We start from the raw sequence: 14,837 nt of genomic DNA on the forward strand, positions 1-14,837 counted from the left end.
CAAAAATGTTGTCCTACGGCAGCTACATGCTCATGAATGGCAAGTATAGAGGTATCAGGAACGGCTATATTAGCAGATGTAATTAGCAGGACATGGCATTTACTGGTAAAAGGCAAGCTCAGCGTAACACCAGTAATTAATTTTTATTTTTGGGTTTTTAGTTTTTCGATGTTTTATTGAGCGTTGGGGAGCACGCTGTCAGACGATTCAGTCTGATGGAGTCTCCCTAATGAAATTACGCAATTTTCTCCTTCTGCCGTCATTGTTGCCGGTGTCCGTTCTGGCCAGCACGGTGGTATATACCGACAGCCAGCACTTGCCTGAAAATCTTTCCCCGGATGTCGTGGTTGTGTTGCTGGATGAACCTGAACGCCTGCAGGCGAAAGTGTTTGGCCAGCTTCCGGCTGACCCTGAGCTGGCAGCAATGCAGGCAAGGCAGGTGATGTCCTCCCCTCAGTGGCAACAAAAGCAGCAGCAACTGGTCACGGCATATCGCCAGGTAGTGCATGCCCGGGAACTTGGTATCCGCAAGTTGCCCGCTGTCGTTTTTGACGACCGGGAAGTGGTTTATGGCACAACTGATGTAGCGCGGGCTCAGGCACTACGGCTGCAGGCAGGAGGTGGTCAGTGAATCAGCCTCCTTCCCGACTCAGAAAAACGTTCTGCTCTGCCGCTGTCGCCACCGTTCTGGCCACAGCGTCAATACCTGCAGCGTTTGCTGCGCTGAATACGGCACAGATAGTGGCCAGTGCAGTGACGCAGGACTGCATTAGTTGGCGGGTAAGCGGTATCTGCTACTGGCTGTTCTGTACTGCATTCGGCTGCACCGTAAAAACCTCTGTAAAGGTCACCCATTTTATTCCGGAAGCGGTGGTTTCAACTTACGTTGCGCCCGGTGGAAATCCCTGGACAGAGATGGCTTTTGTCAGCCAGACGGCGGGCGGGCTGGAAAATGCCGTTACTGGTGCTTTGTCAGGGGTAACTGCCGGCGGTGCTAATCCGGCAGATATGAAGAACCCGGGGCAGCGTAAATCCAGTATTCGCTTCAAATACGCCGATGCCATTGGGCATCCGGCCACGTCTCTTATCGGTGGCAGTATCGCCGGGTATTCCTGCGACAGCGCCGCCACTCCCCTGATGCCGTATTTCCTCAGCACGCTGGACTCGATTGCCTGGCGAACGGGTGTACCGGAATCGCTTTATCCCGAGGCACTGATCCCCGGTCGACGGGAAATCGGTAGCCAGGCATCCGGCAACATGTGGGGTAACGTCTACCCGCGCTCCGGGTTTGTCAGCCAGACCGATGATGACAAAGCGTCGGCGGTGGTGGCACAGCGTGTGGCAGACATTATCACCCGGACAGGCCAGCCGCACGTTTATCAGGAGTTGAAGGGGACCCGCCGCGACGGGTACTGGCCACCGGGAGAAGTCACGGAAAACACCGGTACTAAGAACCATAAGTGGCAGCGTCTGGCGCCTCAGATGACTCAAAGCTGCGCGGTATTTCCGGACGGGAGCCACCGCGCGGCTACTGATAATAACGAGGCCTTTGCGCTGTGGCAGCCCTACAGCTGCTGCAAGCGTATGGGGCAGAGATTCCTGAGCAGCACTGATTTTTGACGAGGTAAAACATGAACATCGAAGCATTGAAATTGGCGACTGGCGCAGTGTTACTGCTTGCCGGAACTGTGGGTACCCTATTGCCTGCCTGGGCTGAAATTTCGCTACCACAGGTTAATGACAGCGCTTTTGGCTATGGCAAATCTGTGGACGGCGCGGTATCCGACAAGCTGTTTTATACCCTGGGCGGTGGATCGGTGATATCGCAGCCGGCGACGCGCAGCAATATGAAGAAAATGGGTCTGGATGTGGGGTGGAGCAGTGACCTGATGTGCGGCAACTTTGACCTCAAAACCACAATTGGCAACCAGTTAAACGGCGTAACCGATGGTTTTAAAAACCTGATGGGTGACGTTATTCAGGGGGCAACCGGCGCGGTGGCCAGCCTGCCGGCAATGCTTATTCAGCGGGCCAATCCGGGACTGTATGACATGCTGACCAACGGTGTACTGCAGGCGAATGTCTCGTTCGACAAAGCACAACTGAACTGCCAGAACATGGCGAAGAAAATGATGGATTTCAGTGATACCAGCAAGTGGAGCCAGGCAGCTATAGCTGAAGAATATAAATCGCTAGTCAATAGTGGGGAAACGGACGCAATACGTGCAGACCAAAAATATCAGGATGCAGATGGAACCGCTGGCAAAAAATGGATTGGTGGTCAGATAAGAGGAGGAAAAGGGCAGAAGGCGATCCGGCCGACCTATGATTTGGCATCTGCTGGTTACAACATGATGAACAGCCTCAACGTACTAAGTTCAGAAACCGTGAGTAGCACCAGTTGTAACGGTGGTGCCTGCAGTAAGTTCAGTAATGCTGAAGAAGCTGCACAAGCCGTGGTGAGAGTTCTTGGTGATCGCTCAATGCGCACCTGCAGCAATGCGTCGCAATGCACCAGTGGAGATACCGATGATCAGCCCGGTCTATCCGTTGCTGGTACAGGATTTGCCCCGATGCTGGAAGAAGCCACAAAGAACAATACAGAGCAACTGGTGAAACTGGTTAATGGTGCCGTAAAACCCACGGCTAATGAACTGGCGAAGCTGAAAACGGGTGGTTTGCCGGTAACGGCCAATGTCATTAAGGCACTGCAACGTGACCCGGATAATACTGCACTGACAGTTCGTCTCGCCAGTGAGCTTGCCATGTCTGATACGGTCGAAACCGCTCTGTTGATGCGCCGGATGCTGACAACAGGTATGAGTGAGCCAAATGCTCAGGATCAACCTATCGCGCTGGAAGATGGTGTTCGCCGGATTGATGCACTCGATCGCGAAATCATGGCGTTGAAGAATGAAATGGACCTTAAGCGAGAGCTGGCGAGGAACTCGGTACTGACCATCATCGAGCGGGACAACGAACGTGTCGGCACAAACCCGATGATTCAGAAGACGGACAATGCCGACAGTAGGTTCCAGAAGCTCGATACCCCGGATGCAGAATAAGGACGCTGTGAATATGAACATCAGTCATCGCGACCTGCTGCGTAAAACAGGAAAAGGGTTAAAAGTTGGGCTGCTATATCTGCTGCTCCTGGCGCTGATGATGACCGTGGGACTCTGGCTGGCCGATATCGGGATGCGTCATCCGGAGAGCGTGGCGTCTCTGAAACGATGGATGCATGCAACGCGCTACGGCTGGCTGGCATGGCGGCTGGTTCTTTACTGTGCAGTCGGGTGGGGGCTGTGGAAAATCTGGCATGCGCCGGGCTTTCGGCCGGAATATCGTCGGCCACTGCTGCGCATCGCCAGCGCCAGCACATTATTCTTCTTGGTCTGCGAGTACTCCGTTTTTTCCGGTATGGGAGGCTGATTCACTATGACAACGAACAGCTATCTGGAGTATTTCCTGACCCTGCTGGGCTGGCTGGTCAATAATGGCCTCTGGGACGTCCTTGTCAGTACCGGATTGTTTGCGCTGCCTTTGGCCTTTAAGGTAGTGGGGATCTGGCTGAAGGTTCGCGAAGAAGGAGAAGATGAAGGTAACAAGGGCATGCTGTCGTTACCTCGTATAGAGAATGCGCTTTATGGTGCGTTCTTCGTGATGATTGCCTGTTGCGTGCCGCTGATTCAGGTGAGCCTGACCACGCTGGAATTTGATAAAACCCGGGCGAAAACGTGTGGAACCTGGACGCCAAAAGCGCCTGATGAAAGTGGTTACAACAACATTATCTCCAGTATGGACGGTGAAAGTGCAGCTGCGCCGGTCTGGTGGGTGCTGGTCCATAAGTTATCCAAAGGTGTGACTCAGGCAGCTGTGGCCAGCATTCCCTGCCGGCCGGATCTGCGGCAACTGCGGTTTGAGGTGCAGCGGACGTTCATTGAGAACCGCGCGCTGGCTGATGAGTTGCAGGATTTTACCAACGACTGCTACTCACTTGCGCTTTACCAGTGGAAACGGCGTGACCAGGGGCAGACAACGGATAAAGCCGTTTTGTCAGATCTCAGTTGGATAGGCAGCAGTACCTTTCTGAAAGGGGACTACACCACCCTGCAGTCGAAATTGCCGCGCGGGATGTTCTCCTGGAGTGACGCCCGTGACAGCGGCCGGCCGAATACCGGTAATGGGGGATACCCCTACTGTTCTGAGTGGTGGTCGGCAGCAGACATTGGCCTTAAGGCCAGGGTGATGACGCAGGTTGATGACAGCTACTGGCTGCGGTTATCTGCGGCGATGAAAATGATTGGCAGCAGTCAGACTGATTATCAGGAGGAGGTTATACGTCGGCTCGTCAGCCCGGCGAACCTGACGGTATCGCATGGCGGTGAAGTGTATAACGGCTATGGTGGTAATGCGGATATGACGGCAATGAACGCTGTTTCCCGTATCACCGGTACGGCAGGCGCTTCGGTTGCCTCACTGGGTGCGTTCCCGGCTCTGGACGCGATGCGCCAGGCACTGCCGATGGTGCAGGCCGTTATGCTGATGGCCATTTATATTATGGTGCCGTTGATCCTGGCCTTTGCGGCCTATGAATTCAAAACGGTGATCACCCTGACGTTTGTTATTTTTGCCGTTAACTTCCTGACGTTCTGGTGGGAACTGGCGCGCTGGCTCGACAGTTGGTTGTTGACGGCGCTATACAGTTCTGATACCCACTCACGCTTTAATATGATGGGATTCCAGAATACGTCAGATGATCTGATTATGAATCTGGTTATGGGGACGATGTTTATCGTGTTGCCAACCGTATGGATTGGTGCATTGTCTTGGGCGGGTATAAATATTGGTGTGGCTATCAGTAATGCATCCAAAGAAGGGACTGGAAGTTCACATCAGGCTGCTCAGAATGGTGGAAACCTTGTGAAAGGAGGAATTAGCAGTTTCCAGGCGGGAATGAGTAAGGGCATGAACAAGTAACTACTGAAACACAGCGCTGGTATGATCGGCGCTGTTAGTTGTTATCGTTATGCCATTGCTCAAAATCTAAGTAAGGGCGTGTATCGAACAATGTCGGCGTTTCTTCCGCTTCATCGTTGAAATTCGTCAGTAAAGATCTGTTGTCAGCGTGATTGTCTGGCTTAGGGTCAGGCAGCACCGCGTTTAACAGCTTTTTCACGAAAATATTCATATCCCAGTTTTCTCCAGTTTGACCAAGCGCTGTTTTTTTGTTCGAATCATCATTGTATCATAAGGATTGTTGAAGAAATGTGCAACTTCAGCTGCGTTGGTAATAGGGGGGATTTTCTCGGTTTAATTGGGTTGTAAAAAATTATTATGGAGGAAAAGATGTTCAGGAAGAAAGTATTAGTTGTTTGTATTGTATCTATGTTGGTAACAGCTTGTTCTATGGATGAGTTATCTTCCGTCAATAAGAAAATTAGTGATTTTGGGGTATCAATAGCAGGAAAACAGTCATCACAGAATGAATCAGGTATGCCTAAGTTAGCACCTAAAGTTGAAGCCGATCAGGATTCCACGTCAAAAGATTTATCTGTTCCAGTTGATGTCGATACTGCTGCTGCTCGTTTGCGTCGTTATTATAAATTTATGACGACAGATGAGTTAAATAGTATTAAAAATAGAGAAAGTACTTCTGCCCGTTTGACTGCTGCTGCGATTGAGGAACAGAGGCCAGAATGGTCGGCATCGGCAGGGAGCTATTATAAAATGGGGCGAAACTGGGGAGAGGGAAAGAATCATATTACATTGGAGGTTGAAAAGAATGGTGCCGGAAGCCATGTTTATATTCAGTTCTTTTCTTCAAACCCTCAGCATTTAACAGAAGCCTATTTAGGTAATTTATTTGCACAGGTGAAAGGCGTTGCAGAGGGCAAGGTTCGATAATATATGTAAAATAAGAAGGATAGAATCCTTCTTATTTTATTTTCGAGCTTATAACTGGAGGTTGACATCATGAATAATAATAGAGTGGCTGCTTATATTTATTTTTAAAAGGGGAAGAAAATGAAATCTTTTCATGATAGGTTTTATTCATCATGTTATAACTCATTTAAAGTTAAAAGCAAGAGGCAAGTTATCTTAGTAGTAGAAAGTTGGCATAAATGTTCTGAGGGGGTGGTGGATAGAATAAAAAACGAAAAAAGTTTAAAATCGGTATGCCAAAAAGGATGCTCGCGTTGCTGTTCATTACATGTGTCATTACTCACACCTGACGTATTTTTTATAGCTGAAAATTTAACAAAGGATTTTAGTGACTCAAAGTTGTTTTTTATTAAAAAAAGATTGAAAATTCGAGCTGATAAGGTTGAGGAATACATCGATGATAGCTATAGAATGGAGTGTGTTTTTCTCGGAAAAACTTCTGGGCAGTGTATTATCTATAAATATCGTCCGGAGGCGTGCAGGCGTTTCTTTACTAATGATGAAAAAGATTGCATTGAAAGTAATGGTTCACCACTTCAGGATGGTGCTGTGTTTTATTCAACTGGGATTCTTTCTGCTTATATGGCTCTTGCAGCACATAACAATGACCTATTTATCGATAGTCATGAGATGAGTAAGTCTTTATATATGGCTCTGGATAGGCCTTTGCTTTTTAAAAAATGGCTGAGGGGCGAGCCTAATGTTTTTCCGGATGTTAAGTGGGAAGGGTATCATCAGGAAATTAAAAAAATGAATGCTGATATGAAGATCAAAATAAAGTAAAACATCCTGACATGAAAATATTGACGAAAGCCCGCCTCTATTGCTAGGCTTTAAGTGTTGTAAATGTCGTCAATGACGACCACCAATGCTCCTGTAGCCTGTGAGGAGCGCCTTCGGGTGGCTACTGTCGCGAAAGCGACCACCAATGTTCCGTGCAGTCTGTGAGGAACGCCTTCGGGTGACTGCAAAAGAATTCTCCCGCAGCCTGAAAGGGAGAGCATATTGAATGTGGTACATCTGCACACCTTTGGAAGCAGATATCGTCAATACAAGCGCACTATGACGCGGCGATGAGGGTTTCTTTCTCTTTGCTCAGTTGCACACCGGTTCGGGTGTTGCACAACGGGCTGGCAGCTTCCAGTCAGACGAACGTCGTCTGTGGAAGTCGCATCAACATTTCGTTTCTTCAGTGATACGTCCTGAGTTTCGTACGATTTTTGCATCGACCGGATAAGGCCATTTGGTACATTTGGCCGCTTACGGCGTTGCATTATGAGCACGAAACTGCGCGGCGTCACTTGTGTGTAAGCAAAGCGAACACCAAGTGACGCGCGCAGCGCATACCATTCAAACACACGCACAGCGTGGTTTTCATCGTTTTCGTACCATCTGACACACACGTAGTCCGTGTTATTCGGAGAGAAAACGTCTTCACATCAACGTTTGCACGACGGAATACCCGTCTGAACGTCTCAAACTTAATAAGGAGAAAATCGGCTCGATATCGATGGCGACACTACGCAGGTAGTGTTGGAGGCAGCTTGACGAACGTCAGCTCTGCATTAGCAGCAAACAGGTCAGAGACCTGCGGTGCCTCGCAAGAACTCAACATTTCGCCGCCCCGATGCACAGATATCAGCTGAGACGCAGGAAGCGCAAAAGTAACCGTGTCGTCGGGGATGAAATCATGGGGTACAGATCCGTCTGTTTTGTAGAAAGCAGAAGGTTGTGTATGCCACAGGGAGATATAAGAATGTCCAGATTCAGTAAGCAACTTGATAAACAGCTCGTCACGCTTGCGCGTCAGGGGCAGGGTAGTTTTAAAACTGTCGCAGACCGTTCAAGAATTGCCGAACGATTCTCTGAACGGCTGGCGAAGTTAAATATTCAGATCAGGGATGCAAAGCATATAAAGACTATCCATATTCAGAGATACATCCAGAGTCGACAGGCAGAAAAAATATCAAATCGGACATTGCAAAACGAAATGGCGGCTGTACGTTCTATCATGTCTGTTGCCGGAAGAAATAAACTGGCAAATCCTCAGCATGAATTATTGAGCAACAAAGCGTTGGGGATTTCTGGTGCAAGCCGGGATGGTACTAAAAAGGCAATATCTGACGACACGCTTCGTGAGGTTATTAATTATGCAATGAAAAAAGACGAAGGTGTGGCCCTCGCGGTTCAACTGGCTCGTTATATTGGACTTAGAACTGAAGAAACTGTTCAGTCAGCTAAATCATTAAAAACGTGGCAGCAGTCGCTTTTAAGTGGAAATGAACGTGTCCGGGTTGTATTCGGAACCAAAGGGGGGCGTCCGAGAGAGACAACAGTTTTTGACAGGGAAAAAGTTCTGACGCTTTTAAATAAAGCTATTACGTATTGTGACAATAATAACGGGAAGCTTATCAACAAGCCAACCTTGCATACTGCAATAGAACGCTATCGTAATATTCTTCGCGATGCCGGAATGACAGGGGAGAATGCGCCGCATTCTTTGCGCTATGCCTATGCAAAAGATGCTGTGAATTTTCATGTCAATAATGGCATGAGCCGGAATGAATCGGAGGCTTTAGTATCGATGGATTTAGGTCATGGAGATGGACGAGGACGTTATATAAAGCAAGTGTATTTTAAAGAGGGTTTGGATGAATGAATGTTTATAAGTTAGAGCATGAATATTCCCGCTCGCATAAGTTTTATGGTGTGCGTACAATGTTGACATTTCACGAACTGAATGTCCTGTGCGCATATCTGCAATTGTTACATTTTGAACTTCCCCGTATTGATGGCGCAGAAGATACCATCGCAGAGGATAATGGAGAGAAATTACTTAAAACCATCTTTAATGCTGAGCCTGTTTATGAAGAGGAAAAATATTCACAAACACTGGATTTTCATGATAACTGGAATGAATACTGTGGCGGCCGTTTGGGTGAATATATGCATGAGATTATTCAGGTTGCCAGACCAGATGCGTACAAAAAATTGCTGCAAAATATGATAGCTGAATGTCGGGATGCGATCAGTCGATATCACGAAGGAAAGTTCTGGCTGGAAAACCCTGACAAATGGAGCAGCGATGTTGAAAGTAATATTCATCGGCTCCATCACCTTGTTGAAGGGGACGCAGTAAAGCCTGAGTGGGTCTGGCAGACGATGGGTGGTGCTTCGTGTACAGGACGTGTTGATGTGCGTAATGATAATCAACCCGACGTACCGTCTCCGTATGATGACTGAAGACGTTTGTCACCGTCGCTCACGATAGGCGACGGTGACTTGAAATCACCTTACGGATGCGCTTATTATTTAAACGCTAACCTGTCGCTTAAGCGACCACCAATGTTTCAGCAGTCTGTGAGAAACGCCTTCGGGTGACTGCAAGAAAATCTCCCTCAGCCTGAAAGGGAGAGCATATCGAATGTGGTACATCTGCGCACCTTTGGAAGCAGATATCGTCAATACAAGCGCACTATGACGCGACGATGAAGGTTTCTTAAACTTACCAGACAGTCAGAATAATGCCGTTTCTGACTCCCCGACGGGAAATATCTTCCCGATCGGGCAGGTGTTTCCCGTTTTTTTTACAGGAGAAACACGATGTCCGAATCATCCGGTTTAGCACTTCCCCTCATTGTTCACTGGCCTTATCGCTTAAAAACGGTCATTCAGCGAATAATCCGGGGCAGACGGTCACCCCATGACAGTAAGTGGTTTACCAATGTGTCAGGTAATTTTGCCGTTCGCGCTCATGTCGCGTCGACAGAGAAGGGGCTGCGGGTATGGCTCACACTACGCAGAGGCTGGCACAGCGGTGAATATGTTTATTCTCGTTTAGCTGTCCCGGTTCCTGAAAATGCCAGATGGCGTAAAGCTTACCGGCTTGCGTGCCGGCAGGCCAAGCATCTTGCTCACTTTCGTTATCGCTTCCAGCCATAACAGCCATCCATTACCTCATATATCTGAGCAGTTGATGTCAGCTTAATAGTTGTAGTCTGTGACCCACCCTGACGGGGATTTATTTCCCATCCGGGGGATAAATCCCCTTTTTGTTAACTATTAAAGAGGATTTATCCATGACTGAACGTTTCTTACCAGCAGGCCACCCTGTTGTTTACACTATCGAGCAGCGGAGTACCGTTCCGGTCGAGACCTGGAACAAATTTACCTCAGCGATTATCGATATATACCACTGCCTGCCATGCTGCATGCGGCCGGTGAATCCGCGCCGGAACAATGAGCAAACCGGTGCTTTCTCACTTTTCCATCCCGACAGTAGTCCAAAAGCTGACGAGCTGGTCTTCAGCGGTAAAACGGGCGAAGGTTACAGGCATCGTATCATTACCATATCGCGTGAGCGTACCCGGGATGTCCTGAGCGTGGATGAGATTGAAACAGAGCATCAGATGTCGGCAGATTTGTTTACCCGCATGGTGATGCTGGCGCTTCATAATATCTGTGCTGCACATTTTATTGTTCATTCCACAGCAGGAGCCTGTTCATGGGCGCTGCCTCTGGCCATCCTGAACCGGGCCCGTGACGACCAGTTCTCAGCCTGGGAACTCCCTGATGCGGTGCAGTATGCCACATCGTTTTCGCAGGAAAATGCCCGGCTGACTGAACAGGCTATTGCCGGCAGTCTGACGCTGAGCCCGGGAATAAATCTCTCCCGCGAGCAGTGGGAGGATATTGCCGCTCTGGAGTTCAGATTGTATGAACCCCAGGCGTGTCTTTCAGCCGATCCGGAAGCCCCTTCGCTGGAACTCGTTTTAGGCTCCAGTACCGCTGATCTGGTGACGTTGAGTGGTTTAGACGCTCTGCTTTACTGGGCCAGCGTCAATATGCCGGACTATGCGGAACGCGTTCCGGATCAGGAACCGATATTTCTGTCCCGCAATCATCTCGCATTACTGCGCGATGACATCCGCAACGGCTGGTTCTCGTCGTACAACAACGATCCGACCTATGGAGAGATGTTCTGTACCGAGTTGCAGCTGATTGCCGTGTGGGCGGAATACTGCATCCGTACGCTGGATATGGAGCGGGAAAGCGTTTTCCTGTTTGCGATCTGGTAAGTGATGATTCGTCTTAACTCTTCAGCGGTGTTGTAACGCCGCCTGAATAACACCAACCCGGCAGGGAGACCTCCTGCCGGAGGGCCCTGTCTTTCAGGAGTGCGAATATGTTGCGTTTTCACGGAAAAGACCTGAAAGCTGTTCTGACCGAGTCCTTAAGTAACGACAGGCCAGTGGTACTCACCTGTGACGTAACCGTGTCTTTGTCCGTTCAGGATGGCGAACGTTTCCGTTCGGCCTCCGGGCGTGAAGACCAGTTACGTCACCAGACATTTGCAGATGGCTGTCATCCCGACAGGGATCAGGGATGGGCTACGCTGGCCCCTGTGCTGGTCGACAATGCTGTTTTCACTAAACCTCTCGTCCTGACGGAAGGGCGTATATGGGACATGCTGACGAAAAATCATCAGCTGACACTGAGGCTTTCAGAGAACGATATTGCGGTATACAGCGGTGAACGGCGTTATGTGCCGGTGGCCGGTTACCGGGATCTGACGGACCGGCTGCATGTGACGGCCACCGGGTATTTTGCTGCCTGCAGCAGTCGCAGCGAGCTGAAATACTGGCGTATGACTGCATTACGGTTGCTTGAGGATGTTCATTCCGTTGCGTGCCGTCATGCCAGACCTGCGGACCATAGCCGATTTCTGATGGCCGCGCATAATCTGCAACGCCGGACAGAATGTGTTTCACCTGACGGGGCGCTGTTGCTTCTGAGCGCCTGATTTTACTACCACCCGCCTGCGGCGTGTCTCACGCCTGCAGGGGAGGGGCACGCCAGTTTTAAGGAGTGCTCTATGGAAACTGATAACTGTAAAACCACAACCGCGGTCTGTAAAAAGCCGGCGGCACGCAAAACTTCCTCCGGTAAACGTCGCCGGGCAGGAACGGCCGCGACGCTCACCGGCTGCGGTGATATTTACCGTCTGGTCACTGACCGGATAATTGTTGCGCTGGAAAACGGTATCCCCCCCCTGGCGAGGTCCATGGCGAAATGCGCAGCAGGGGATAAACACCCTGATGCCGGTCAACGCGCTTACCGGCCGGGACTACAGCGGCGTGAATGTTCTGCTGCTGTGGCTGGCGGCTGAAGAGCGCGGTTTTACCAGTGACCGCTGGCTGACATACAACCAGGCGCAGGAGGCCGGAGGCCAGGTCCGCAAAGGCGAAACCGCCACGCTTGCGGTGATATACCGCGACTGGACAAAGCAGGCTGAAGACAGCAACGGCAATAAGTTGGTTGATGCTGACGGTAAGCCGCAGATGGAAACGGTGCCGATGTTGCGCCAGTTTCCTTTGTTCAATGTTGAACAGTGCGATGATCTTCCCGACCAGGTATGTGGCACTGCCACCGTCACCCGGCCGCAGGAGGATTTCGCTGGTGTCAGTCCGGCACAACTGCAGCAGGTCCTGTCGGTGGTGAATGCCACCGGCGTGCAGTTTTCACCCCGGCCGCAGAACCGGGCGTTTTACCGTGCCGCCACAGACCAGATAGTGCTGCCCCTGACATCGCAGTTTGATGCTGAGGGTGGCTACTGGTCAACGGTGCTTCACGAGCTGGTGCATGCCAGTGGCCATGCGAAGCGACTGAACCGTGAAGGGATAACGCGGGCGTCAAAGAAATTTGGCGACCCGGTGTATGCCTTCGAGGAGTTGATAGCCGAAATTGGCAGTGCCTTTCTGTGCGCACATCTCGGGATAACCGGTGATTTGCAGCATGAAAGTTATGTTGACGGATGGCTGTCAAAACTGAAATCCGACAAAAAGGCGCTGTTCAGTGCCTGCCGGCAGGCCCGGGAAGCGTCGGAATATTTGCTCGCGCCACTCAACCGTCAGGCTGAAACGGCGTAATTAATCTACCGGGTGACGGCAGTAATATAACCGTCACTCTCCCGTGAGGGCATTGTTCCTCACGGGACGATGCCCTCTTTTTTTATTGAAAAAAGGAGTATCAACTTATGTCTGAATGGTGCCAGAACCGTTTTGAAATTACCGGTAAATCTGTCTGTATCGATGTGTTGTTGCAGTGGATAAACGGTGCAGACACGCCGCGTTATCGCCACGCAATACTGCAGAGTATACAGCTGTTCCTGGCAGGGTGCGCGGGGATACTGAAACCAGTGCGAACCGTCTCGTATATCCCCTTTCAGGGGCTGGTTCGTCACGGTGTCGGGCAGTCGACGGCCGCTAACCTTGCGTTTGAGCAGTGGCTGGAAATGCTGCAGAAAGACGTGGCGCTGGATACGGAGACCATACGCCGGATTGACCGGCTGTATCACCAGTCCGGCCTGGGGGCGCTGAAGTGGGAAAATATCCCCCAGACGTCACAGAACATCATGGCGACGCTGATGAAAAGGCAGTATGCGGACTGGTTCGGTCTGGCCGGCCTGAACGATGAGCCTGATGCTGCGGTTTGCTGGGAATGTCTGCGGGAATACCCGGAACGGTCGCAGCCCTGCGATATGCTGATGGTTATTCCGACGCGGCTGGCCACAGAGCTTAATGGCTCCGGTGGGCTGCTGACGGGAATATCCACAACGTTGAGCTTCTACAGCCGCATTTACGGGATGGAGTGGCCGGCCGGGCATAATGTAAACCTGCACCGCCATGCCGCTAACGGGTTAACGTTGCGGCTGGATTCTCCATGGTATCCGCCGTCAGGTGAGGTGGTGGCCGGTATTTCCGCTCTCTTTGAGTGTGAAGTGCGACATACGTACAGCGAACCGCTCAGCGGCCTCAGTGGTTATGACTGTTATGATCTCGGGGCGCATGTGGATGGCCACCAGGGGTTGCCGGTGGACACTCTACAGTCCGCGCCGGCTCTGTATCTGGTCAGTAGTGAACAGCCGCATCCTGAACCGGAGACGGCTGGTTACAGCGAAGCCCGTGGATAACCGGTTTCTGACCATTTAACCGCGCTGCAGCCTTCACCGGCTGCGGCTTTTTTACCCTCAGGGGAACACTGTTCTCCTGCCGGGGATACGTGTTCCTCTTTTTTATGGAGAATGCGTATGGCCGGTTTTATTGACCATGAAAAAGCGTTTATCTCACTTTTTAATCAGACCGCACGATATCATCACCGCCATAAGGTATTCGAAGATTTTGTCAGCTGCAGCGTTATTGCACTGGAGAACCGTCTCTGTTTCAGCGAAAAGCGAGAAGCTAAATATCTTCGAATAATCGGTGGTTATGAAAAGCCGGATGTTGTCCGTATGGCGCAACTGCTGGCTCATGTGGTTAACGGGCTGCAGAATGGGTTCTGTGATTTTCTGGGTAACGTATTTATGCAGCTGGAACTGGGCGATAAGTATCGCGGCCAGTTCTTCACCCCCTGGGATGTGGCCAGAATGATGGCGCAGCTGCAACTGGGGGATGTGAAGGCTATGTTTGATGAAAAGCCTTTCATCACTCTCAGCGAGCCTGCCTGCGGTGCCGGTTGCATGGTACTGGCTTTTGCCGATGCTCTTAACCAGGCAGGCTATGCGTCACACCGCTATCTGTGGGTTTCCGCGACGGATATCGATCCGCTGGCCGCTGGCATGGCCTACATCCAGTTATCACTCTGCGGCGTGGCCGGCGAGGTCGTCATTGGCAACGCATTGTGTGATGAACGGCGGCGGGTACTGCTGACGCCGGGCCATTATCTCGGTAACTGGTCGCTCCGTCTGCATTCACTGCGAAAAAAAGTCGCATAATTACACCATAGCGCTCCCGCCCGGGAGCGTTTTTTATTTCTGAAAGTAGGTATCTGGTTTTTTGTCGCCGCAAGCTTCTCCGAGTGACAGTGTGGGGGCTTTAACTGTCTCTCCCGGA

At 50.6% G+C, this 14,837-nt stretch carries 14 protein-coding genes and 1 pseudogene; 14 read left to right on the top strand and 1 reads right to left on the bottom strand.

Annotated features, from left to right (window positions below; translation table 11 throughout):
* Positions 1-229: 229 nt before the first annotated feature.
* Genes FDX14_RS09275 through FDX14_RS09295 form a run of 5 tightly spaced genes read left to right on the top strand, consistent with a single transcriptional unit; the run spans position 230 to position 4,980 of the window.
* On the top strand, positions 230-631 hold the full coding sequence (locus FDX14_RS09275; protein ID WP_032191401.1) for a TIGR03757 family integrating conjugative element protein: 402 nt from the start codon (positions 230-232) through the stop codon (positions 629-631).
* Positions 628-1,620 carry a TIGR03756 family integrating conjugative element protein gene (locus FDX14_RS09280; protein ID WP_137349398.1) on the top strand — a complete coding sequence of 331 codons (993 nt, stop codon included), beginning with the start codon at positions 628-630 and terminating at the stop codon, positions 1,618-1,620. The genes FDX14_RS09275 and FDX14_RS09280 overlap by 4 nt, the downstream gene beginning before the upstream one ends.
* Positions 1,621-1,631: 11 nt before the next feature.
* The gene (locus FDX14_RS09285; protein WP_137349399.1) at positions 1,632-3,065 is read left to right on the top strand and encodes an integrating conjugative element protein; all 1,434 of its coding nucleotides are present in this window, start codon (positions 1,632-1,634) and stop codon (positions 3,063-3,065) included.
* Positions 3,066-3,078: 13 nt separating this feature from the next.
* Positions 3,079-3,432, top strand: coding sequence for a hypothetical protein (locus tag FDX14_RS09290; RefSeq protein ID WP_137349400.1), 354 nt, complete (start codon positions 3,079-3,081; stop codon positions 3,430-3,432).
* 6 nt (positions 3,433-3,438) lie between these two features.
* Positions 3,439-4,980 (top strand): conjugal transfer protein TraG N-terminal domain-containing protein, encoded by a 1,542-nt coding sequence (locus FDX14_RS09295; protein ID WP_137349401.1) that lies wholly within the window; start codon positions 3,439-3,441, stop codon positions 4,978-4,980.
* Positions 4,981-5,014: 34 nt separating this feature from the next.
* On the opposite strand, the gene FDX14_RS25150 is transcribed toward FDX14_RS09295, so the two are convergent.
* Entirely contained in the window at positions 5,015-5,191 is a 177-nt protein-coding gene (locus tag FDX14_RS25150) for a hypothetical protein (protein ID WP_162557607.1), read from the bottom strand.
* A gap of 158 nt (positions 5,192-5,349) precedes the next feature.
* Here FDX14_RS25150 and FDX14_RS09300 point away from each other — a divergent pair, with 158 nt between their 5' ends.
* The 9 genes and pseudogenes from FDX14_RS09300 to FDX14_RS09345 all read left to right on the top strand — a co-directional run bounded on the left by FDX14_RS09300 (position 5,350) and on the right by FDX14_RS09345 (position 14,719).
* Positions 5,350-5,907 carry a hypothetical protein gene (locus FDX14_RS09300; RefSeq protein WP_252182522.1) on the top strand — a complete coding sequence of 186 codons (558 nt, stop codon included), beginning with the start codon at positions 5,350-5,352 and terminating at the stop codon, positions 5,905-5,907.
* A gap of 120 nt (positions 5,908-6,027) precedes the next feature.
* Positions 6,028-6,729, top strand: coding sequence for a YkgJ family cysteine cluster protein (locus FDX14_RS09305; protein ID WP_137349402.1), 702 nt, complete (start codon positions 6,028-6,030; stop codon positions 6,727-6,729).
* A 973-nt stretch (positions 6,730-7,702) separates the two neighbouring features.
* The gene (locus tag FDX14_RS09310; protein WP_170973582.1) at positions 7,703-8,605 is read left to right on the top strand and encodes an integrase domain-containing protein; all 903 of its coding nucleotides are present in this window, start codon (positions 7,703-7,705) and stop codon (positions 8,603-8,605) included.
* The gene (locus tag FDX14_RS09315) at positions 8,602-9,189 is read left to right on the top strand and encodes a hypothetical protein (protein ID WP_137349404.1); all 588 of its coding nucleotides are present in this window, start codon (positions 8,602-8,604) and stop codon (positions 9,187-9,189) included. The genes FDX14_RS09310 and FDX14_RS09315 overlap by 4 nt, the downstream gene beginning before the upstream one ends.
* Positions 9,190-10,025: 836 nt before the next feature.
* A complete protein-coding gene (locus tag FDX14_RS09325; protein WP_137349406.1) occupies positions 10,026-11,024 on the top strand; it encodes a hypothetical protein in 999 nt (332 codons plus the stop codon).
* A gap of 107 nt (positions 11,025-11,131) precedes the next feature.
* A complete protein-coding gene (locus tag FDX14_RS09330) occupies positions 11,132-11,749 on the top strand; it encodes a hypothetical protein (RefSeq protein WP_137349407.1) in 618 nt (205 codons plus the stop codon).
* Positions 11,750-11,821: 72 nt separating this feature from the next.
* Positions 11,822-12,875, top strand: a pseudogene (locus FDX14_RS09335) (ArdC family protein).
* Between the two features lie 107 nt (positions 12,876-12,982).
* Positions 12,983-13,918: a DUF1281 domain-containing protein gene (locus tag FDX14_RS09340; protein ID WP_137349408.1), complete on the top strand. Its 936-nt coding sequence runs from the start codon at positions 12,983-12,985 to the stop codon at positions 13,916-13,918.
* A gap of 117 nt (positions 13,919-14,035) precedes the next feature.
* Complete coding sequence (locus FDX14_RS09345; protein WP_137349409.1) at positions 14,036-14,719, top strand: N-6 DNA methylase; 684 nt, start codon at positions 14,036-14,038, stop codon at positions 14,717-14,719.
* Positions 14,720-14,837 lie beyond the last annotated feature (118 nt).

The sequence above is a fragment of the Citrobacter sp. wls710 genome, from assembly GCF_005281115.1.
GTDB classification, from domain to species: Bacteria; Pseudomonadota; Gammaproteobacteria; order Enterobacterales; family Enterobacteriaceae; genus Citrobacter; species Citrobacter werkmanii.